The following is a 21,615-nucleotide window of genomic DNA, read 5'->3' on the forward strand; positions in this document are numbered from 1 at the left end:
CTCAGGACTCCAGCGCGATGGCAACCTCGTAGCCATGAGACTTGAGCAGGGAGTGTTTTTTCGCTGCTTCAAGATCTTTGGCTACCATCTCGGAAACCATCTCCTGCAGAGTGGTTTCTGGTTTCCAGCCCAGCTTCTCGTGCGCTTTGGTTGGGTCGCCCAGCAGGGTTTCTACTTCAGCAGGACGGAAGTAGCGCGGGTCAACCTGCACAATCACGTCGCCAGGCTTCACGCCCGGTGCGTCATGGCCGGTCACGGAAACCACGATGCCCTTCTCTTCCACGCCGGTGCCTTCGAAGCGCAGCTTGATGCCCAGCTGTGCGGCAGCCATTTCAACGAACTGACGAACGGAGTACTGCACGCCGGTCGCGATCACGAAGTCTTCTGGCTGTTCCTGCTGCAGCATCATCCACTGCATTTTCACGTAGTCTTTGGCATGGCCCCAGTCACGCAGGGAATCCATGTTGCCGAGGTGCAGGCAAGACTCCAGACCCTGCGCGATGTTGGCGATAGCGCGGGTGATTTTGCGGGTCACAAAGGTTTCGCCGCGACGTGGGGATTCGTGGTTGAACAGAATGCCGTTACACGCGTACATGCCGTAGGATTCACGGTAGTTCACGGTGATCCAGTAAGCGTACAGTTTTGCCACCGCGTACGGAGAGCGCGGGTAGAATGGCGTGGTCTCTTTCTGCGGGATTTCCTGCACCAGACCGTACAGCTCAGAGGTGGATGCCTGATAGAAACGGGTTTTCTTCTCGAGGCCCAGGAAGCGAATCGCTTCCAGCAGACGCAGCGTGCCCATGGCGTCAACGTCAGCGGTGTACTCCGGGGATTCGAAGGAGACCGCAACGTGGCTCATCGCGCCCAGGTTGTAGACTTCATCCGGCTGCACTTCCTGCAGGATACGGGTCAGGTTGGAGGTATCGGTCAGGTCGCCGTAGTGCAGGTGGAATTTCGGGTTCGCCGCGTGCGGATCCTGATAGATGTGATCCACACGTTCGGTGTTGAAAGAAGACGCACGACGCTTAATACCGTGTACTTCATAACCTTTTTCCAGCAGTAATTCTGCCAGGTAAGAACCATCCTGCCCGGTAACGCCGGTGATGAGAGCGACTTTAGACATGTTTATATTCCTCTACTTATGAATTTAATCAGTTTCAACGCGTTCGCGTATCACCACTGCGGGGTTGCCACGGCAAACTTTATTTGCCGGTAGCGATTTAAAAACGCTGCTGCGGGCACCGACTACCGTGCCATCGCCAACAGAAACACCCGGTGCAACAAAAACATCCGTTGCCAGCCAGCATTTTTCGCCAATCACAATAGGCGAGGCGGTAATATCAAAATGCTGACTCATAAAGTCATGGCTTCCGGTACACAAATAACATTTCTGTGAAACCACCGAATTTGCGCCAATCGTAATCTCGCCAAGGGTATATAACACCGCGTCATCCCCTACCCAGGCATAATCCCCGAGCGTTAATTTCCACGGATAGGTAATTTTCACCGAAGGCCGAATGACTACGTTTTTTCCTATTTTTGCGCCAAACAGGCGCAATAAAAATGCTCGCCAGCGGTACAGTATTTGCGGTGACCAGGCAAATAAGGTGGCCTGAACGGCCCACCATAGCTGCACTTTAATACCGCCCGCCCCCCGAAAACCTTTCGGTACGGAGAAACCGTTCAGATCCTGCATTACGTTTCCTTATATTCAGGCTTTGTTATATAAGGCTTTCGTTTTACTCGTGGTGCGCACGCGTAAAAAATAAGATAATTCCGCCCAGAACCCCGGCACGCGTAATATTTTACGCTGTACATTTTTGGCATCCTGGCACAACTCCAGATTATTCGAGGTTGACACACCACCCATTGAAAATTCAGATACTAGCCCTTTAATTCGGCGGAACGGGTAACCTGACTTATACAGACTGGCTGCCAGCGCATAATCGGATGACACTTTATACTGCAAATCGTAAGGCTGTTTTTTCAGACCTTTTACCGGAAAGAAAATGGCCTGATGGCTGGCGGGCAAACTATGGTAGATATACCAGCCCGGCTTCGCGCTGCGGCACACTTTATGTCCGTCGCCAAAATCAAGCAGCGCATCGCCAATATACATGGCGTCCTCTTTCTGGCGCGCCAGCTGACGGGCAAACAGCGCCACGTCGTCATGGAAAATATCACCCGAATTCAGGAAGATGGCATAACGGCCTTGCGCCATATTGATGCCTTTGTTCATCGCATCGTAGATGCCTTTATCTTTCTCGCTGATGTAGCGTAAGTTGAACTCACCGTTGAGTTTTTCCAGAAACTCCGCCGTGCCATCGTTCGAGCCGCCGTCGACCACAATCCACTCAAAGGTGAGGCTTGGATCGCGCGCCAGGTTGCGCAGCGAGCGCCAGGTTTTTACCACCCCTTCGTAATTACGAAAAGCGACAGTAATGACGCTAAGAAACATAAATCACCTCATTTCGTCATACGTGCGTAATATTAAGCGCTTTGCGCAGAATAAACGGACAGACAATCAAGAAAGCATATTCCGGGCTAAATATTGACCCGGTAAAAAACAGCGACACCGGCGTAAACAGATAAAGCTGAACGCGAAAGTTCTGGTTATCACCAAACGCGTTAATCATCATTTTGAAAACTTTAAACAGATACCACAGCGTCAACAGTACGGCGAACCACGAAAAATAAATAATTAACAGATACAGACCATTGTCTATGGTTTTACCGACATCCGCACCGTTAAAGATTCCGAATGATGCAACATATTCGTAAAGTGAGCCGAATCTTACTACACCATCAATATGGGTTAAGGAATAACCCACCATCACCAGCGGTCCAATGATGCGATAATAGGACGAAGACCCTTCCGTTCCCAAATCACCCAGACGTTCTGAGATGTACGGGAAGGCAAATATCACGCCCACCATAAATACCGTCAGGGAGATAATCGCCAGCGGCAGTTTTTTCTTAATCGCATCTTTGTTCAGGTACTGAAACGCCCATTCCAGCAGGTAAAACAGGATAAATGTCATTACCCCTGAGAACGATCCAGACAGAACAATTCCTGCAAGAATCATAGCATCGGTCTTAGGCGTTTTGATACCAAACTGTTTGATGCTGAGCCAAATTGAGATTAACGCCAGAGCGAAAAACGCCGGTTCAAAATAGAGGGCCGTGGTACGCTTCCCGCCGAACTTGATGAAGTTCAATACATAGCTGTTGCTGTAAATGAGATATTTCGAAATTATCTCCATCAGGCTGCTGCCGCCGGTAAGAATAATTTGCGCCATCTCCATGGCAGCAAGCATAACAATTAACGCAACGGCAATATAAAAGAACCTGAGGATTTTCCGATAATTGTGTGGAGAAATCGTTTTGAAGCGAATACTCCAGACCATTCCGATAATAATAACGATATAAACAAACAGCATGGTCGAGGTGACGTATTTACTGGCATCCAGCGACTGGCCAAAGATGTAGTTAAACAGCGTCAGGCCCGTGCCCAACCCTAAGGCAATCATCAGCTTCTTAAGGTTGATTTTATCGACATACAGCAAAAGCAGAACGGGCAAGAAGGTGACGATGGTTATCGGAAAGCTTTCGCCGAGCTGGGCAATTTTGACGTTGACCAGCAGGTAGATCAGCGGCAGCAGCAGATAACTACAGATTCTGATAGAACGAGACATATTCCTCCAGCATCTGTTGTCCACTGTAGGCCTTGCGGCTGCGGTTGCGGAACGATTCCAGGTCAGTGCCAAAAACGGCCTGAGCGATCTGCGCCTTCGGCAGCTGAACCAGCGGCAGAACCTCCTGCTCGGCAAAAGTTTTGCCGCCGGATTTTTCCAGCACTTCACGTGCCGCATCGCTGTGGGTGGCAATCACCGGCACGCCGATGGAGAGCGCTTCACAAAGGATCAGCGGGTAGTTATCCACGCGTGAACTGAATACCAGCGCATCCATTTCATTAAGCGCGCTCATCAGCTTGCGCTTATCGGTTTCAAACCCGTGGTTCACCACGTTAGCCCCTTCGAACGGGGAAAATTTGCCGAAGGTATGAAGCTCAATTTTGTCACCCAGCGCCATCATATCGCGCACCAGCTGCTGGTTGGTTTTCCCGTCGTAGCGCAGGTCATGCGCAACGATAGCGATTTTCGGTTTGCCCGCGGTTTCTGCCACCGGCGTCAGCTCGGCGAGAATGGCTTCCGTCGCCACGTCGATGCCGTTGTTGATAATCTGACAGCGCCCTGCCCCGTACAGGCTGTTGAAGGCATCGGCCACGTGCTGGCTCGGGGAGATAAACGTACAGCCGAGCGACAGCATGTCGCGGAAAAGCTGGCGCTTTCCGGCCACCAGCTGATGCGCGCGATCCACCTTCACCGGCGGATAGTTGCTCAGCGTCGGGCATTTCTGGCAGTTGTTTTTCCAGCCTTCGCAGCCGTCGGTAAACGCGCAGCGTCCGGTTACGCTCCAGTGATCGTGCAGCGTCCAGACGAAGCGGGTGTCGGGCTTGTGGGCCTGCACCTTCTGACAGAACGCCACCACCTCTTCCAGATTCAGCCAGTAGCTGTGCAGCACGTGAAAATGCAGCACAACCGGGCCGGTGGTACGGGTTACCGTGCGGTACAGCGTGTTCAGGTTGCCAAACAGATCGCGGTTAAACAGACGGAACAGCGCAATGTTAGCAATCGAGGTCAGGCGCGGCGTGTGCTTATGCACCTGCGGGAAATTATCGTGGCTAACGCTTTTCTTGCCGCCTTTGCCATAGCCGTAAATAAAACGAGACTGGAGTCCTTTTTGCAGCGCGCGCTGGTGCAGATCCAGCGCCACGCCTGCCGCCCCGCCTTCTGCGAGGCGTACGTTAAATTGCAGAATGTTCATTTAATCACCTTCACGCGGGCTTTTTCTCCCACCACCAGCGCGTTATCCGGAATGCTGTCCAGCACCACGCTGCCAGCACCAATCGTGACGTTATTACCAATCGTAATGTCACCGATGATCACCACGTTCGCGCCCAGCTCGACGTTATTGCCGATAACCGGGCAGGCCAGGCTGTCCGGCCCGCGGTTGCCAATCGTCACCCCATGGCGGATGGTGAAATCATCCCCGGCGACCACGAACTTGTTGATCACCACCGCATAGCCGTGATGGATGGTAAAGCGGCGGCCAATGGTGGCAGCGGCCTGAATTTCATAGCCAAAAAAGCATTCGGTAATGATGCGGTACAGCACCAGCACGGGTGCCGCCCAGATATTGTTCAGCACATTTTTCTTGCGCCACACCGAGCAAAAGTGCGCGATGCGGTACGCCAGAACCATGCAGCACGGACGCAGGCTCCAGCTGTTAGCGCGGCAATCTTCCAGAAACATTATTTCCCCCGAAGTCCATCAGCCAGACGCTTGCCGTTACGCACGGACAGCAGCGTCAGCAGCGTGCGCCAGTTCATGCGCTTATTGCGGATCTGATAGAGGGTAAAGAGCTGATATTTACGGCTGGCACGGTCAAACTTGTCCTTGTGCTTGCGGTAAAAATGGAAGTAGCCGGAGAACTTCTTCGGCGAGGAGGTGATTTGCATCTCCCCGTGGTTGATGTGCAGGATTTGCGTAGCCTCTTCCACTTTCCACGGCTCGCCGTATTCCACCACCATGCGCAGGAAGATATCGTAATCCTGCGCGGCCTTGAGTTCGGTATCGAACAGGCACTCTTTGAAGCGCCAGGCCCAGGTGAATACCTGGTTACCAATAATGTTGCGCTTGTAGAACAGGCGGCGTGAGTACGGTGATTTCGGGTACAGCGGCAGGCTGGCGGGCTGCGAGTAGACCTCGCCCTGGCAGACATAGTCGTTGGCGTACAGGAAAGCGTGCGTAACCAGCTGTTCTTTATGCGACAGGAAAATAGACAGGCGGTTAGGCGTCCATTCGTCGTCGTCGTCAATTCCGGTGAGATACTGCCCTTTGGCCTGCATAATCGCCTGATTACGCACCGCACAAGCGCCGGAGTTGATGGCGTTGTGGGTATAGACCACCCGCGGGTCGTTGAGGTCAGTCACAAACTTTTGCAGCTGTTCATACGAGGAAGAGCAGTCATCAACGATGATCAGCTCCCAGTTATCGTAATCCTGACGTAACACCGACTTGATTGCGCGGATCGCCAGCTGCTGACGATTCCATGTCGGCATATAGATTGAAACTAAAGGGCGTTGTGTGGTCATGATCTTCCCCTGATCCCTCACCCCGCCCCTCTCCCCTCGGGAGAGGGTTAGGGTGAGGGGGATTGTTATTTGCTGTCAGACTTATATTCGTACTCGTAATACCCGTAATCCTGGTACCCGGTCGCGCGGCGGAAGATGGAGTTCAGGATCACCCCTTTCACCTCAATCCCGTTCTGCTCGAAGCGGCTCAGGCTGGTTTCCACCTCTTTGAGGGTATTCACCGCGTAACGCGCCACCATTAGCGTCGTACCCGCATGGCGACCCACAACGGCAGCGTCGGTCACGGCCAGAATCGGCGGCGTATCGATCAGCACCAGGTCGTAGTTTTTGCTCGCCCACTCCACCAGTTCGGTGAAGCGTTCGCTCATCAGCAGTTCGGACGGGTTAGGCGGCACCTGACCGCGTGGGATCAGATCGAATTTCGGCACCGTTGTAGGTTTCGCGCTCTGGCTGATGTCACCTTTACCGAGCAGGATTTCCGACAGACCGTTAACGTTGTTGGTGCCCAGCAGTTCGTGGGTGTAGCCCTTACGCATATCGCAGTCGATCAGCAGCACGCGCTTGTTGGTCTGGCTGACAACGGCCGCCAGGTTGGCGCAGACGAAGGTTTTACCGATTGACGGGCTAACGCCGGTTAACATCAGGACGTTGTTTTTGGCCTGCATCATCGCGAAGTGCAGGCTGGTGCGCAGGCTGCGGATCGCTTCGATAGCAAGGTCGGTTGGGTTACCCACCGCCAGAAGCTGGCTCTGTTTGTAACGCTTAACGCCCTTGATGGTTTTCACGCTGTCACGGGATTTTTGCCACTCAGACAGCGGAATGCTGGCATAGACGTTGATACCGCTCTCTTCCAGCACCTGCGGGCTTTCGATTCCGCGGTTGAACAGCGAACGCAGCAGTACACCGACGATGGAGAGCATCAGGCCGAGAATAATACTGCCGAGAATAATCAGCGCTTTCTTCGGCTTCAGCACCCCTGGCTGGGTAATCGCCGGATCGACGATACGCACGTCACCGACGGTACTGGCTTCGGTGATTTTCAGCTCCTGCTGCTTGTTCAGCAGCTGCATGTAAACCTGCTGTCCGGACTCCACGTCGCGGGTCAGACGCACGATCTCCTGCTGCGTTTTCGGCATCGCGGTCACGCGGTCATTGAGCTTCGCCTTCTCCTCTTCCAGCGTACGGCGTTTCTCCAGCAGCGTGCGGTAGGCCGGGTGGCGTTTGGTATAAAGCTTGGAAATTTCCGCCTCTTTGAAGGTCAGCTCGTTGAGCTGCGCATCAATGTTGACCATCGAATCAAGGACTGATTTTGCCTCCAGCGGCAGGTCAACGGAGTCTTTATCCTGACGATAAGCGTTCAGCTTGTTCTCGGCTTCATCCAGATGGGCGCGCACTTCCGGAAGCTGTTTTGACAGGAACGCCAGGCTTTTCGCCGCTTCCGCCGACTTACGCTCGACGTTCTGCTCAAGGTAGTTGCGGGTAATGCTGTTCAGGATGTCGCGGATTTGATCCTTATCTTCACCGGTAAAGGTCATGCTCAGCACGCCGGTGTCCTTACCGTTTTCGGTGACGGTCAGGTTGTTTTGCAGATTGTTGATCATCCCCAGCGTGGAGAATTTGGTGACGGTGAATTCACCGCCCTCCTGGGCGTTAATCGCGCTGACCATCATGCTGACGCCGTCTTTGGTCAGCATCTGCCCCACTTCACCGCGGGCGCTAAAACCTGCGTCGCTGGTTAGCTGATACTGTTTCGGGCCAAGCACCGTCAGGGTAAACGTCTGATCGGCAGCCCCTTTCGGCAGCACGAAGTCAGTGACTTTCACCGTGTCATTGCTTCGCCCCATCAGACGGTCCCAGCCGGCACCAAAGACTGGGAAGGTATTTTTGGTAACGGAGATATCGAGCCCGAGATCGTGAACCGTTTTACCCAGCACCAGACGTGACTGGATGAGCTGAATTTCAGCGTCGGATGCCGGCGGCTTGTTCGCCAGCGCGGAGCCGATATCCTGCACCAGCGAGTTACCGGTATTCTGCTCGATCTGCACCAGCGCGTCGGCGCTGTAGATAGGGGTGGCGAACAGCGTATAAACGACGGCCGCCGCGGCGAATACGGCGGTAATGCCAAGCACCCACCACTTTGCCTCTACAACAGTGCCGACCAGGCGCCCAATATCAATTTCATCACTGCCCGAAGTCGGGGCGGCAGAAGGTCTTGTTTTTTCTGTCATTGTTATCCCTGCTGAACTTTCAGTGCCTGCGCCCACTGTTGGGCAGACTGGTCAAGTAAGGTGTAAACCGCCTCAAAGGCCTCATGGCTTTTGCGATACGGATCGGGGATTTCACGTTCATTGTCCCAGTGACCAAACAGCATCACCTTGCCGCGCATCTCCGGAGCGATATCGCACAGCGCATGAATATGGCGTTTTTCCATCGTCAGGATCAGGTCATACTCCCGGCACATGCGGCCAGTGACCTGGCGGGCCACGTGACCGTCAAGAGAGAGGTGATGATCCCGCGCTACGCTCGTTGCGCGCTCATCGGCACCTTTACCGACCAGTGCACCCAGCCCTGCCGAATCAACGGTCAGTTCGGGCTGGTAGTGTTTCAACAACCGCTCAGCCGTAGGGGAACGGCAAATGTTCCCCACGCATACCACCAGAATTTTGTTAAACATCGCGGATTACCAGGTATGAATGTCGCGCGCCGTATCCGTCATGTAGCGAACGCCACTGATGGTTGGCAGCAACTGGTTGATCAGACGGTTCCAGCGGGCAACCGGCGCGGTGGTGACGTACACCACATCGTATGGCTGGAGACGGAACTCCGTCGCCATCACCAGAGAGGTCGCATCGGACATATCCAGCTGGTAGATGTTGGCAATCTTGCCTTTCGCGCTGCCCTCACCTTTCAGCGGACGGATCACGAAGATACCGGTCGCGTTAGAGGTCGTCAGATCGATACCCTCAGCATTGCCCAGCGCTTCGGTCAGCGTCATACCGCTGAAGTCCATCTTGAGGGTGCTCTGTTTCTTCACTTCACCCATCACGAAGACTTTCAGATCGTCATTGCGCGGCACGTAGAGAATGTCGCCCGGATAAAGCAGGCGGTTCTGGGTCAGATCGCCGTTTTGCATCAGCGCCTGCAGCGAAATGCGCTGCTCCTTCCCGTTGTGGGTGAGCACGACGTTGCGCCAGTCGGCGCCGTCGGTTAACCCGCCCGCGGCGTTGATGGCATCCAGTACGGTCAGAGGAACGTTGGTGATGGCCTGCTGGCCGGATTTGTTCACCTGGCCGGAGATATAGGCTTTTTGCGAGCGGAATGCGGCGATATTAACGTCCACCTGCGGATCGGCGATGTACTGCGCTAAGCGGCCGGTAATATCACTACGGATCTCGGCAAGCGTTTTCCCCGCAACATGGACTTTACCAATGTAGGGATAGAACATGGTGCCATCTGACTGCACCCAGTTACCGGTGTCGCTTGAGCTGCGGTACTGGCCCGCAGGCGTGGTCAGTTCGGGGTGGTCCCAGACGGTCACGTTGATCACGTCACCCGGCCCCACGCGATACTGGTAGGACGCAATTTCCTGGTCCAGCGACATATTCGGCTGGGCAACATTCGGACGTGGACGTAATTGTTCGACCAGACGAGGCGTAAGTGGATAAACATTCACCATTTTGTCGAGATCAAAATCGGCATCCTGTTGCTTGATCACATCCTTACCCATTGTTGACATATTGCTGCCGGGAAAGACCGTGCAACCACTCATCAAGGTCACAGACACCAATAATGGCATCAATTTCATTTTGGATTTCATCATTGATTATTTATCACTTTGGCAGAGTAATTATCCTGTGCAATTTAAATAAGCTCGAGTCGTATTGGGTTTCAGCATGCAGTTAATCAAATAGAAATATAACTGGCATCAGTCCTAAAAAAAGCTTATTCATCCATTGGCTCTTGACAGAATAATCGAGGCTGATTCACACGCTTTCAGGCACGCTACCGCCCTTGGCTTTCAGTTACCAATCCACTGACTAAACAATGTGTTATGGATAGACACCCTCTTGAGCAAGGTCTTCTGGAAATATATCAGTCGCTTGAGAAACCCGACGAATAATGAATAACCATCCCTGAAGACCGAACATTAATAGCAACACCGAGATTTAACATTTGATGCTGGGAGAATTGTTGCAGCTAACCTAATAGCAGGCAAGGAGACAACTGTCCTAATATCGGTTTTTAAGATTAATATTAAGAGCAAATTTTTGACCTTTTAGGATTTTCTTTATATTGACAAAATGAAAGCAAAAATCATCACCTGCGATATATCCTAAAATGCTTTCCCTGTAATTAAATATACGTATTTCGCTTATTTACAGATTATTGAGAATGCTCTCTTTTTTACCCGTCGTATTAAGAGAAATCTCAGCCCGGCATTGCAATTTCCCCCAGCTTTATCCATGATCGAAGTGTGACATTTGTCATATTACAGAAGGTATTGCTATTACTATGGAATGGATTGCCGATCCCTCAATCTGGGCCGGGCTGGTTACGCTGGTCGTCATCGAGCTGGTGCTCGGGATTGATAATCTGGTCTTTATCGCCATCCTCGCTGAAAAACTGCCTCCTTCCCAGCGCGACCGCGCGCGCGTAACGGGTCTGCTGCTGGCAATGGTGATGCGGCTACTGCTGCTGGCCTCTATCTCCTGGTTGGTGACACTCACTCAGCCTCTGTTCTCCATTCACGGTCTGAGCTTTAGCGCCCGCGATTTGATCATGCTCTTCGGCGGGTTGTTCCTGCTGTTTAAAGCCACGGTGGAGCTCAACGAGCGGCTGGAGGGCAAAGACAGCGAGAACCCGACCCAGCGCCGCGGGGCGAAATTCTGGCCGGTGGTGGCTCAAATCGTGGTGCTGGATGCGGTATTCTCCCTTGACTCGGTGATCACCGCCGTCGGGATGGTGGACCACCTTGCGGTGATGATGGCCGCAGTCATTATTGCCATCACGCTGATGGTAATGGCCAGCAAGGCGCTGACCCGCTTCGTGAACAGTCATCCGACCATCGTGATCCTCTGTCTGAGCTTCCTGCTGATGATTGGCTTTAGCCTGGTGGCCGACGGCTTTGGCTTCCATATTCCGAAAGGCTACCTGTATGCCGCCATCGGATTCTCCGTCATGATTGAAGCGCTTAACCAGCTGGCGATATTTAACCGCCGCCGCTTCCTTTCCGCGAATCAGACCCTGCGTCAGCGCACGGCCGACACGGTTATGCGCCTGTTAAGCGGTAAGAAAGAGGATGCCGAGCTGGACGCCGAATCCTCCGCCATGCTGGCCGATCACAGCGACGGGCAGATCTTTAACCCGCAGGAACGGCTGATGATTGAGCGGGTGCTCAATCTCAATCAGCGGACGGTTAGCAGCATCATGACATCGCGACATGACATTGAACATATCGACCTGACGGCCCCGGAAGCGCACGTTCGCGCCCTGCTGGATAAAAACCAGCACACCCGCGTGGTGGTGACCGGCGGTGAAGAGGAAGATGAGCTGCTGGGCGTGGTGCACGTTATTGACCTGCTCCAGCAGCAGCTTCACGGCGAGCCGCTCAATCTCCGCGTCCTGGTTCGCCAGCCGCTGGTATTCCCGGAAGGGCTACCGCTGCTTTCCGCCCTGGAGCAATTCCGTAACGCGCGCACGCACTTTGCCTTTGTAGTAGATGAGTTTGGTTCAGTGGAAGGGCTGGTCACGCTCAGCGACGTGATGGAAACGATCGCCGGTAATCTGCCTAACGAGGTGGATGAGATTGACGCGCGCCACGACATTCAGAAAAACGCAGACGGCTCCTGGACGGCTAACGGCCACATGCCGCTGGAAGACCTGGTGCAATACGTGCCGCTGCCGCTGGATGAAAAACGAGAATATCACACCATTGCCGGCCTGCTGATGGAGTACTTGCAGCGTATCCCGCAGCCGGGAGAAGAGGTTCAGGTGGGAGACTATCTGCTCAAAACGCTGCAGATTGAAAACCATCGAGTGCAGAAGGTTCAGCTCATTCCGCTGCGGGATGAAGAAGAACTGGATTTTGAGGTATAAAAAAGCCGGGTGGCGCTTCGCTTACCCGGCCTACGATGTTCGGTTTTTGTAGGCCGGGTAAGGCGAAGCCGCCACCCGGCGCAACGGACATCACAGCTTATCCAGCAGCTTTTTCACATCCTTGCCGTCCTGTGAATCTTTATTACGATCCGCCCAGCCGCTAAGCCGACGTTTCGCTTCATCCTGCAGATGCTTGCGCAGGATCTGATCCACCTGCAGGCTGTAATTCAGTGCCTGCCATTTGCCGTATACGGTCAGCGGGACCGGCGTCTCTTTCAGGAAGTCGATGAGCTTGCTTTCACCCTGCCAGCCGGAAAGTACCCGAACGTTAAAGCGCGTATCCGCCGTCTCTTTCACCAGATCCAGCTTGCCTTCACCGGTCACTGATAAGAGTGAAGAGGCGCCCTGCATTCCGTCGAGAGTAAGCTGGCCGTTGTCCAGCGTCAGGTCCGCGGTGAAGCTCTCGAGGCGGGTGGCGCTGTCGTAGTTATCCTGGGCTTTTACATCGCTGCTGCGCTCAACCGCCTGCTGCACCAGCTGCTGGAAGTTAAGCCCTTCCATACGGGAATTTTTCAGATCGAGATGCGCCTGCCCCTGCCACTCGCGGCGGAAAGCATCGGCATCAATTTGCGAACCTGAGAAGTCACCCGCGAGCGTCAACTGCCCCGTCAGGGATATCGGGTAGTTAAAAGCCTTCAGGATGGTGCCTATCTCAACATTGTCGAGACGCGGCTGGAATTCGGCGCTGGCAACGTCTTTACGGACATCCAGCGTACCGGGCAGCGAGAGGTTCCCTGCGCCCATCTTACCGCTCAGTTCGGAGATCACCAGCAAACCGTTATGGTTAAACATCTGGCTGCTCACGTCGGTAAAGTCCATGCCTCGCCAGCGCAGGCTATTGGCTTTCAGCAGAATATCCGCCGTGAATCCACGCAGGGCGTTATAGTCGGGCTGATCGAGATTAGACGAGATAACCGGACGTGATACCGGAGCCTGGCTTTGCCCCGTCTGCGTGGCATCGCTGTCCGTGGCGCTGGCTGGCAGAGGCGGCAACAGGTTTTCAAGGTTGAACCTGTCAAACTGCAGATTCAGCACCCACTTCGGCTTTTCTTCGAGCGTGACGCTCGCCTGCCCCTTCAGGCTACTGTCATTAGCCTGCAGATTGAGATTATCCAGCTCCAGCTGTTTTTGTTCTTCGCGCCATACGGCCTGCAGCGTTCCCTGCCCGGCGATGCCCTGGGCGGGAAGATCGGCCCCCGTCAGCTGCCAGTTAAGCTGCTGGATATCAGCCGTGAGCTGATGCGGGTAGTCTGACGCATTCACATTCGCATTCAGCGACAGGGTCAAATCACGCTGATCGCGATTCACGCGCCCGCTAAACTCTACCGTCGCAAGGTGGTGAGCATCCTGTTCCATCTGTAGGTTAATGTCGCGAACGGTCACCTGCTCCTGGTGTTCATGCTGGAAAACCAACACGCTATCGGCAACTTTCAGCTTGCCGATATCAAAAGACCAGCCAGTATCGGACGGCTCATCAGGCAGGGTATTCTCGCGCGGCGCGACCGGCGCATTTGCATCACGCACGGCTTCGGTTTGTGGGGTGAGCTGAATCACCGCGCCTTTCAGCATCACCTGCTTAACCTGCAGCTGATGGGAAATGAGCGGGATCAGCGCCACATCAAGGCGCATGTTGTCTGCGGACACCAGCGGCTGGGACGCTCCCGGCGCGGTGAGCGACATGCGGCCAGAGAGAATGCTGAGCTGCGGCCAGACGTGCCAGCGCAGCGGCCCGTCAAGATTCAGTTGATAACCACTGCGTGCCTCGACCTGCCGCACCATGTAAGTGCGGAAATCGTTGGGGTTAACCAGCAGAACCAACGCCGAAAGGCCAGCCACCAGCACCACCAGCAAAATCATCAGCGTTGTCAGAACTCTTCTCATGGCATCCTCAATGGGCTAACGATCAGTCTTTATCAATGCGGCTGGCAACCGCGCCCTGCTGGTCGCGATATTTTGCGTCCTGCCGACGGTTATAAGGACGATCTGCCGGGCCTGACAGCGGTTCAAAACTTAACGCGCCGATCATCATTCCCGGCCGCAGCGCCAGCGGCAATTTACCGGCATTGAAGAATTCCAGAACGATACGCCCCGACCAGCCGGGATCTATACGGTGCGCGGTCACGTGAACCATCAGCCCCAGTCTCGCCAGCGAAGAACGGCCATCAAGCCAGCCGACCAGGTCCGCAGGCAGGGTTACAGATTCAAACGTCACCGCCAGGGCCAGTTCACCCGGATGCAGATAAAAAGCTTCGCCCTCGTCGATAACGATTTCGTCACTCATCACACGATCGAGCGCAGCGCTGACTTCGTCCTTCGGCCCGCTGAGGTCAATGAACGGTGCGGTATGGCCGCTAAAGGTGCGGAATTTATTCCCCAACCGTACATCAACGGTCACACCATTGATACGCTCAATGGGTGGACGTGGGGTAATAGACAAACGGCCTTCATCCAGCCAGGCTTCTATATCGCGATCACAAAGACGCATGGCACTTTCTCCTTTCATGCATCGTACCCTGAGGCGGTAAGCGCTCAGGGTAAAACCAGGTTATCTCTGAACGGTACACAATTCACGCGGCTTATTCAAAAAACTGGCTGATTTTCGCTTTTAAGATATCTATAGCAATGCGGTTTTTACCCCCGCGCGGCACAATGATATCGGCGTATTGTTTGGATGGCTCAATAAACTGCAGGAACATCGGGCGAACCGTTTTCTGGTATTGCGCCATGACGGAGTCCATCGAACGGCCGCGCTCATTCACGTCACGCTTGATGCGGCGCATCAGGCAGATATCCAGCGGAGTATCAACGAAAATCGAGAAGTTCATGGATTCACGCAGGCGGGCGTCGGTCAGAAGCAGGATGCCTTCGAGGATAATGACCTTTTTCGGCTCGATGCGGATGGTTTCCTGGGTGCGGGTGTGTTCTACGTAACTGTAAACGGGCAGTTCAATCGCCTGGCCGCTTTTGAGCGCTTCTAAATGCTGGAACAGCAGGCTGTGATCCATTGCATTTGGGTGGTCATAGTTCGTTTTAACGCGCTCTTCCATCGACAGATGGGATTGATCTTTGTAATAGCTGTCTTCGGGAATGACGCCGATATGCTCATCACCTACTTGTTCACGCAGTTCGCGATAAAGCGTACTGGCAATTAGACTTTTACCTGAAGCCGATGCGCCGGCGATGCCTATAATGACGCACTGATGAGACTTATCAGTCATAAATTTAGCGACCTGATTAACCTGGATGTTAAGGAAGGACGACGCCGGAGCGTCAAACGCGGCAATTATAGGGATTTCGCGGGCGTGATACCAGTCGAATGCACAGGTTCTGCGAGACTGGCTTAAAAGTGACGTCTTATTCCCTGAGTGAAATTTAAATGAGCGTTTTTTCAGCGTTTAACCGTTTTTTTTCACGGAGCTTCTATTTAATAAGTCTGTGGTGTCAAATTCTGAGCGGTCACCATATGAATTGTAAATTGTTTGTACTAGCATAAACCAAATTATCAAATTCACGCGTTCGGACATCTTCCCTGACGGCATGGCGTCTCTGGATAAAGCGGTAATGAATAAACAATACCAGCGGGTTTTGGTTACCACCCCACATCCTTTAATACGACTTGTCTGTCTGGGCCTGGTCACCTTTATCTTTACCTTATTTTCGCTGGAGCTCACCCGGTTCGGCACCCTGCTGGCCCCGCTCTGGTTCCCCACCGCCATTATGATGGTGGCGTTTTACCGCCATGCAGGAAAAATGTGGCCGGGAATCGCCCTGGCCTGTTCGTTCGGCAATATTCTGGCCACATGGATGCTGTTTTCGTGGGGATCGATAAACCTCACCTACACCTCAATTAACGTGGTTGAAGCCTTTACCGGTGCGTTATTGCTGCGCAAATTGCTGCCGTGGTACAACCCGCTGCAGAATCTGAATGACTGGATCCGGGTGGCCATCGGCAGCGCCGTGATACCGCCCCTGGTGGGCGGCGTCCTGGTATCTCTGCTGGCGCCCGGCCCTGAACCAGCGCGTAATTTCTTCGTCTGGGTGTTGTCTGAAGCCATTGGCGCGCTGGCGGTGGTACCACTGGGACTGTTGTTTAAACCGCATTATCTGCTGCGCCACCGTGACCCACGATTGCTGCTGGAAACCCTGACCACCCTGGCCGTGACGCTGGCCCTCAGCTGGGCAGCCATTACCTGGCTGCCGTGGCCTTTCACCTGCGTTATCGTTTTGCTTATGTGGAGCGCGGTGCGCTTGCCGCGAATGGAAGCATTCATGGTGTTTCTTGTCACCGTGATGGTTGTATCGCTGATGATTGCCCGGAACCCGGTGGCGCTGACAACCCAACACGTCGGGCCGATGTTGAACGCCCCCTGGCTGCCGTTCCTGATGCTGCTCCTGCCTGCCAACGTGATGACCATGGTGATGTACGCCTTCCGCGCCGAGCGCAAGCACATTACCGAAAGCGAGGAGCGTTTCCGCAATGCGATGGAGTATTCCGCCATCGGTATGGCGCTGGTCAGCATCGAAGGTAAATGGCTTCAGGCTAACAAGGCGCTGTGTAATTTCCTCGGTTACAGCCAGACGGAGCTCCAGTCGCTGACCTTCCAGCAGCTCACCTGGCCGGAAGATCTGAATACCGACCTGGAGCAGCTCGAACAGCTGGTCAACGGCGACATCAACACTTACACCCTCGAGAAGCGCTACTACACCCGCGACGGGGAAGTGGTCTGGGCGCTGCTTGCCGTCTCCGTCGTGCGCCATGTCGACGGCTCGCCGCTCTATTTTATCGCCCAGATTGAAGATATTAACGACCTGAAGCAGACCGAGTGGGTCAATAAACGCCTGATGGAGCGCATTACGCTTGCTAACGAAGCGGGCGGCATCGGCATCTGGGAGTGGGATCTCGAGCCAGACATCATCAGCTGGGACAAGCGGATGTTTGAGCTGTATGAAATCCCGCCGCATATCAAGCCTACCTGGCAGCTCTGGCACGATACGATGCTGCCGGAAGATCGTGCCCACGCTGAGAAGGTGCTGCGGGACTCGCTGATATCCCGTCTGCCGTTTAAGCTGGAATTCCGCATCCGCGTGAAGGAAGGCGTGCGCCATATTCGCTCCCTGGCGAACCGGGTGCTCAATAAGCAGGGCGAAGTCGAACGGCTGCTCGGTATCAACATGGACATGACCGAGGTTAAGCAGCTTAACGAGGCGCTTTTCCAGGAAAAAGAGCGGCTACACATTACGCTCGACTCTATCGGTGAAGCGGTGCTGTGCACCGATATCAACATGAACGTCACCTTTATGAACCCGGTCGCGGAGAAAATGAGCGGCTGGCTGCAGACTGAGGCTATCGGCCAGCCGATCCTGAAGGTGTTACACATTACCTTCGGTGAAAAAGGGCCGCTGATGGAGAATATTCACAGCGGCGATATGTCCCGTTCCGATATCGATCAGGATGTGGTGCTGAACTGCCGTACCGGCGGCAATTTTGATATCCACTACAGCATTACGCCGCTCAGCACGCTGGATGGACAGAATATTGGCTCGGTTATCGTGATTCAGGACGTGACAGAGTCGCGCAAAATGCTGCGCCAGCTGAGCTACAGCGCCTCCCACGATGCCCTGACCCATCTGGCAAACCGGGTCAGCTTCGAAAATCATCTCAAACGACTCCTGCAGACCGTTCGCGAAACGCGACAGCGCCATGCCCTTGTCTTTATCGATCTCGATCGCTTTAAAGCCGTCAACGATACGGCGGGCCATGCGGCGGGCGATGCCCTGCTGCGGGAACTCTCTTCTCTGATGCTGACCATGCTCCGCTCCAGCGACGTGCTGGCGCGCCTGGGCGGGGATGAGTTTGGGTTACTGTTACCGGACTGCAATATTGAAAGCGCGCGCTATATTGCCGGTCGCCTGATTCATGCCATCAACGACTATCACTTTATGTGGGAAGGCCGCCTGCACCGGATCGGCGCCAGCGCAGGTATCACGCTGATTGATGAAAATAACCATCAGGCGTCGGAGGTAATGTCGCAGGCGGATATTGCCTGTTACGCCTCAAAAAACAACGGGCGCGGTACTGTGACGGTTTACGAACCCCAGCAGGAGCGGGATCACAACACGCGCAGCATGATGTCGCTTGATGAACAGTGGCACATGATTAAAGACAATCACCTGATGATGATCGCCCGCAGCGTCGCCTCCCCGCGCATCCCGGAAAGCAGTAATTTCTGGCTGCTTTCGTTACGCCTGTGGACCAGCCAGGGCGAAGTACAGGAGGAGCATGCCTTCCGCTCGGGCCTGGCGGAGCCTGAGCTTTTGCACGCCCTCGACAGACGTATCTTTAGTGAATTTTTCCGTGCCTTCGCCGCGCAGGTGGCCAGTAAAGGCATGGGCGTGGCACTGCCGCTTTCTGAGGCCGGTTTAGCCAGCGTAACGCTGGTCGATGAACTTCTCGAGCTGCTGGATAAAAGCCCCATGCCGGGCCGTCTCCTGCATCTGGTTATCTCTGCCGACGTGGTGTGCAGCCCGGATAAAAACCTGCAACGGGGTCTGCAAAAGCTTCGCCAGGCGGGCTGCCGTGTGATCTTCAGCCAGATAGGACGCGACATGAACGTCTTTTCGCACCTGAGCCCGAACATGGCCGACTATCTGATGCTGGACGCAGAGGTGGTCAGCAACGTCTATGGCAACCTGATGGATGAGATGATGGTGACCATTGTTCAGGGCCACGCCCAGCGTCTGGGGATGAAGACCATAGCAGGGCCGTGTAATCAGCCCATCATGATGGATACGCTCTCGGGCATCGGCATTGATTTTATCTATGGCGACACTATCGCCGAGCCGCAGCCATTAGATCTTCTGCTAAACACCAGCTATTTCGCCATCAACTGACGGTGCCCAGCCGTCGGTATACCAGATGTGCAGCAGCGCGTAGGAGCGCCACGGTTTCCAGCGTTCGGCATAACGACGAATTTGCGCGGGCGTCATTCCTGCGAAGCGTTGCTTAATCAGGTAATCATCCGGCAGAAACACATCTTTCGCCTGCCAGCCGCGCAGGGCCAGATAATTTGCGGTCCAGCGCCCTATCCCCGGCCGCTGCTGTAGCGCCTTCATCCCCTCTTCTATATTCACGGGCGGGAAAAGCGGAAACGTTCCGTCGATAACCGACTGCGCCAGATGAATCAGCGACTCCGCGCGTTTTACGGGCATGCCCAACGCTTTCAGCGCCAGCGGGTCCGCAGCCGCCAGCGCCTGCGGCGTGGGGAAGCAGAGATACCCCGGGCAATCCGCCACCGGTTCGCCGCATAACGCCACCACGCGCGACGCCAGCTTCGCCGCCATCGCCACGCTCACGAGCTGCCCGAGGATCGCCCGGACGCCCTGCTCGTACGCATCCATCGATCCCGGCAAACGTAAGCCCGGCCTTGCAGCTCCGAGATCGCCCAGCGTATCCGCTATGTGCTGCGGGTTGCAGGAGAGATCGAACAGGCGTTCTATGCGCTCGAGGCATGCCTGCGCAATCGGAATCAACCCCGGACTGAGCGTCACGGTCAGCGTATGGGCAGCGATATCCGGCGTCACGCGAAATATTCCCTGATGCCCTTCGCAGGCAAAACTGCGCTCGTAGTAGTCGCTTGTGACGGTTTCAATGCCCGTCACCGCACGCGCGCCAAGAAAGCCAAACATCCACTGCCAGTCGTAAGGGGGAAGCCAGTTCAGGGTGTACATCGTCTCTCCTTTTGGGTTCTTCACAGCATAAACGGAAAGGTCCTGTTTCGCCTTGCTTTCATATTCCTGTTGTCGCCATGCGGACATTTCGTTAAAGTCTCGCCCCTTCTCACCGGCATGGGGATTCATCGTGTTTATTGGATTTGACTACGGTACGGCAAACTGCTCGGTTGCGATTATGCAAAACGGGCAGCCACGGCTCCTGAAAATGGAAAAAGAGAGCACGCTGCTGCCGTCAATGCTCTGCGCGCCGACGCGTGAAGCGGTGAGTGAATGGCTGTTCCGCCACCACCAGGTTCCGGCCACGGCGGCGGAGACCCAGGCGCTGCTGCGCCGGGCGGTCAGCTTTAATCGCGAGGAAGACATCGACGTTTCGCCGTCCAGCGTGCAGTTCGGCCTCTCTTCGCTCGGGCACTACATTGAAGACCCCGAAGAAGTCTATTTCGTTAAGTCGCCAAAATCCTTCCTCGGCGCCAGCGGCCTGAAGCCGCAGCAGGTCGCTCTGTTCGAAGACCTGGTGTGTGCGATGATGCTGCATATTCGCAATCAGGCGCAGACGCAGGTCACCGATGCGATTACCCAGGCGGTGATTGGCCGCCCGATCAACTTCCAGGGGCTGGGCGGCGACGAGGCCAACCAGCAGGCGCAGGGGATCCTTGAACGCGCGGCGCACCGCGCAGGCTTCCGCGATGTGGTATTCCAGTATGAACCGGTTGCCGCGGGGCTGGACTTTGAAGCCACGCTGACGGAAGAGAAGCGCGTATTAGTCGTGGATATCGGCGGGGGCACGACGGACTGCTCGTTGCTGCTGATGGGCCCCGAATGGCATAACCGTCGCGATCGTGAAAACAGCCTGCTCGGGCACAGCGGCTGCCGCGTAGGCGGTAACGATCTCGATATCGCGCTGGCATTCAAAAGCCTGATGCCGCTGCTCGGCATGGGCGGTCAGACGGAAAAAGGCATCGCCCTGCCGATCCTGCCGTGGTGGAATGCGATTGCTATCAACGATGTGCCTGCGCAAAGTGATTTTTACAGCACCGCGAACGGCCGCTTCCTTAACGATCTGGTTCGCGATGCCCAGGACGCCGAAAAAGTCGCCCTCCTCTATAAAGTGTGGCGCCAGCGTCTGAGCTACCGCGTGGTGCGTACCGCGGAAGAGAGCAAAATCGCCCTTTCCGACCGCGCCGAGCATGCGGTCTCCCTGCCGTTCATCAGCGACGAACTGGCCACCGCCATTTCGCAGGACGGTCTGGAGACGGCGCTTGCCCAGCCGCTGCAGCGCATTCTGGAACAGGTGCAGCTGGCGCTGGAGAACGGCAAAGAGAAGCCGGACGTCATCTACCTGACCGGCGGTAGCGCCCGTTCACCGCTGATTAAGAAAGCGCTGGCCGAACAGCTGCCGGGTATTCCGATTGCAGGGGGCGATGATTTTGGTTCCGTTACAGCCGGTCTGGCGCGCTGGGCGCAGGTGATGTTTAGCTAGCGTTGTTGCGGTGCGGTCTGGTGCCCTCACC

Annotated in this window: 17 protein-coding genes; 3 read left to right on the top strand and 14 right to left on the bottom strand. The window is 54.9% G+C overall.

The genetic code is table 11. The annotated features are described in order from the left end of the window. Position 1: 1 nt before the first annotated feature. The 10 genes from gmd to UR504_RS20720 form a co-directional block, all read right to left on the bottom strand. Positions 2-1,123 (bottom strand): GDP-mannose 4,6-dehydratase, encoded by a 1,122-nt coding sequence (gene gmd / locus UR504_RS20675; RefSeq protein ID WP_003863514.1) that lies wholly within the window; start codon positions 1,121-1,123, stop codon positions 2-4. Between the two features lie 24 nt (positions 1,124-1,147). Then, on the bottom strand, positions 1,148-1,696 hold the full coding sequence (gene wcaF / locus UR504_RS20680) for a colanic acid biosynthesis acetyltransferase WcaF (RefSeq protein WP_045908623.1): 549 nt from the start codon (positions 1,694-1,696) through the stop codon (positions 1,148-1,150). Between the two features lie 15 nt (positions 1,697-1,711). Continuing rightward, positions 1,712-2,458 (bottom strand): colanic acid biosynthesis glycosyltransferase WcaE, encoded by a 747-nt coding sequence (gene wcaE / locus UR504_RS20685; RefSeq protein WP_008499420.1) that lies wholly within the window; start codon positions 2,456-2,458, stop codon positions 1,712-1,714. Positions 2,459-2,474: 16 nt separating this feature from the next. Further along, the gene (gene wcaD, locus UR504_RS20690) at positions 2,475-3,695 is read right to left on the bottom strand and encodes a colanic acid polymerase WcaD (protein ID WP_008499419.1); all 1,221 of its coding nucleotides are present in this window, start codon (positions 3,693-3,695) and stop codon (positions 2,475-2,477) included. Continuing rightward, positions 3,670-4,887 (bottom strand): colanic acid biosynthesis glycosyltransferase WcaC, encoded by a 1,218-nt coding sequence (gene wcaC, locus UR504_RS20695; protein ID WP_111965782.1) that lies wholly within the window; start codon positions 4,885-4,887, stop codon positions 3,670-3,672. Before wcaC ends, wcaD begins: the two co-directional genes overlap by 26 nt. Then, complete coding sequence (gene wcaB, locus UR504_RS20700) at positions 4,884-5,375, bottom strand: colanic acid biosynthesis acetyltransferase WcaB (protein ID WP_115875801.1); 492 nt, start codon at positions 5,373-5,375, stop codon at positions 4,884-4,886. Before wcaB ends, wcaC begins: the two co-directional genes overlap by 4 nt. Beyond that, a complete protein-coding gene (gene wcaA, locus UR504_RS20705; protein ID WP_023312403.1) occupies positions 5,375-6,217 on the bottom strand; it encodes a colanic acid biosynthesis glycosyltransferase WcaA in 843 nt (280 codons plus the stop codon). Before wcaA ends, wcaB begins: the two co-directional genes overlap by 1 nt. A gap of 65 nt (positions 6,218-6,282) precedes the next feature. After that, entirely contained in the window at positions 6,283-8,445 is a 2,163-nt protein-coding gene (gene wzc / locus UR504_RS20710) for a tyrosine-protein kinase Wzc (protein WP_111965784.1), read from the bottom strand. A gap of 2 nt (positions 8,446-8,447) precedes the next feature. Beyond that, a complete protein-coding gene (wzb, locus tag UR504_RS20715; RefSeq protein WP_023312405.1) occupies positions 8,448-8,891 on the bottom strand; it encodes a low molecular weight protein-tyrosine-phosphatase Wzb in 444 nt (147 codons plus the stop codon). 6 nt (positions 8,892-8,897) lie between these two features. Next, complete coding sequence (locus UR504_RS20720) at positions 8,898-10,037, bottom strand: polysaccharide export protein (protein ID WP_014170829.1); 1,140 nt, start codon at positions 10,035-10,037, stop codon at positions 8,898-8,900. Between the two features lie 692 nt (positions 10,038-10,729). On the opposite strand from UR504_RS20720, the gene UR504_RS20725 reads away from it, so the two are divergent. Continuing rightward, positions 10,730-12,313, top strand: a complete 1,584-nt coding sequence (locus tag UR504_RS20725; protein ID WP_115875802.1) for a TerC family protein — start codon at positions 10,730-10,732, stop codon at positions 12,311-12,313. 90 nt (positions 12,314-12,403) lie between these two features. Here the strand turns inward: UR504_RS20725 and asmA are convergent, their stop codons facing one another. The 3 genes from asmA to udk form a co-directional block, all read right to left on the bottom strand. Then, a complete protein-coding gene (gene asmA / locus UR504_RS20730) occupies positions 12,404-14,254 on the bottom strand; it encodes an outer membrane assembly protein AsmA (protein ID WP_320740093.1) in 1,851 nt (616 codons plus the stop codon). Positions 14,255-14,276: 22 nt separating this feature from the next. Further along, a complete protein-coding gene (gene dcd, locus UR504_RS20735) occupies positions 14,277-14,858 on the bottom strand; it encodes a dCTP deaminase (protein WP_111965787.1) in 582 nt (193 codons plus the stop codon). 91 nt (positions 14,859-14,949) lie between these two features. Next, complete coding sequence (udk, locus tag UR504_RS20740; protein ID WP_008500855.1) at positions 14,950-15,591, bottom strand: uridine kinase; 642 nt, start codon at positions 15,589-15,591, stop codon at positions 14,950-14,952. Between the two features lie 343 nt (positions 15,592-15,934). On the opposite strand from udk, the gene UR504_RS20745 reads away from it, so the two are divergent. Then, positions 15,935-19,264, top strand: a complete 3,330-nt coding sequence (locus UR504_RS20745) for a diguanylate cyclase (protein ID WP_320740094.1) — start codon at positions 15,935-15,937, stop codon at positions 19,262-19,264. Here UR504_RS20745 and alkA read toward each other — a convergent pair. Then, entirely contained in the window at positions 19,235-20,101 is an 867-nt protein-coding gene (gene alkA, locus UR504_RS20750) for a DNA-3-methyladenine glycosylase 2 (RefSeq protein ID WP_271368670.1), read from the bottom strand. The two genes, UR504_RS20745 and alkA, sit on opposite strands and share 30 nt — an antisense overlap. Positions 20,102-20,231: 130 nt before the next feature. Here alkA and yegD point away from each other — a divergent pair, with 130 nt between their 5' ends. Then, positions 20,232-21,584, top strand: a complete 1,353-nt coding sequence (yegD, locus tag UR504_RS20755) for a molecular chaperone (RefSeq protein ID WP_127731634.1) — start codon at positions 20,232-20,234, stop codon at positions 21,582-21,584. Positions 21,585-21,615 lie beyond the last annotated feature (31 nt).

Source organism: Enterobacter sp. 241F3 (genome assembly GCF_034106785.1).
Classification (GTDB): domain Bacteria; phylum Pseudomonadota; class Gammaproteobacteria; order Enterobacterales; family Enterobacteriaceae; genus Enterobacter; species Enterobacter vonholyi.

What these genes read in the sequence shown, in the direction of transcription:
- wcaF (WP_045908623.1), bottom strand. Translation starts at nt 1,696, where the DNA reads ATGCAGGATCTGAACGGTTTCTCCGTACCGAAAGGTTTTCGGGGGGCG.
- asmA (WP_320740093.1), bottom strand. Translation starts at nt 14,254, where the DNA reads ATGAGAAGAGTTCTGACAACGCTGATGATTTTGCTGGTGGTGCTGGTG.
- dcd (WP_111965787.1), bottom strand. Translation starts at nt 14,858, where the DNA reads ATGCGTCTTTGTGATCGCGATATAGAAGCCTGGCTGGATGAAGGCCGT.
- wcaD (WP_008499419.1), bottom strand. Translation starts at nt 3,695, where the DNA reads ATGTCTCGTTCTATCAGAATCTGTAGTTATCTGCTGCTGCCGCTGATC.
- wzb (WP_023312405.1), bottom strand. Translation starts at nt 8,891, where the DNA reads ATGTTTAACAAAATTCTGGTGGTATGCGTGGGGAACATTTGCCGTTCC.
- udk (WP_008500855.1), bottom strand. Translation starts at nt 15,591, where the DNA reads ATGACTGATAAGTCTCATCAGTGCGTCATTATAGGCATCGCCGGCGCA.
- wcaB (WP_115875801.1), bottom strand. Translation starts at nt 5,375, where the DNA reads ATGTTTCTGGAAGATTGCCGCGCTAACAGCTGGAGCCTGCGTCCGTGC.
- wcaE (WP_008499420.1), bottom strand. Translation starts at nt 2,458, where the DNA reads ATGTTTCTTAGCGTCATTACTGTCGCTTTTCGTAATTACGAAGGGGTG.
- wcaC (WP_111965782.1), bottom strand. Translation starts at nt 4,887, where the DNA reads ATGAACATTCTGCAATTTAACGTACGCCTCGCAGAAGGCGGGGCGGCA.
- UR504_RS20745 (WP_320740094.1), top strand. Translation starts at nt 15,935, where the DNA reads ATGAATAAACAATACCAGCGGGTTTTGGTTACCACCCCACATCCTTTA.
- UR504_RS20720 (WP_014170829.1), bottom strand. Translation starts at nt 10,037, where the DNA reads ATGATGAAATCCAAAATGAAATTGATGCCATTATTGGTGTCTGTGACC.
- gmd (WP_003863514.1), bottom strand. Translation starts at nt 1,123, where the DNA reads ATGTCTAAAGTCGCTCTCATCACCGGCGTTACCGGGCAGGATGGTTCT.
- wzc (WP_111965784.1), bottom strand. Translation starts at nt 8,445, where the DNA reads ATGACAGAAAAAACAAGACCTTCTGCCGCCCCGACTTCGGGCAGTGAT.
- alkA (WP_271368670.1), bottom strand. Translation starts at nt 20,101, where the DNA reads ATGTACACCCTGAACTGGCTTCCCCCTTACGACTGGCAGTGGATGTTT.
- wcaA (WP_023312403.1), bottom strand. Translation starts at nt 6,217, where the DNA reads ATGACCACACAACGCCCTTTAGTTTCAATCTATATGCCGACATGGAAT.
- UR504_RS20725 (WP_115875802.1), top strand. Translation starts at nt 10,730, where the DNA reads ATGGAATGGATTGCCGATCCCTCAATCTGGGCCGGGCTGGTTACGCTG.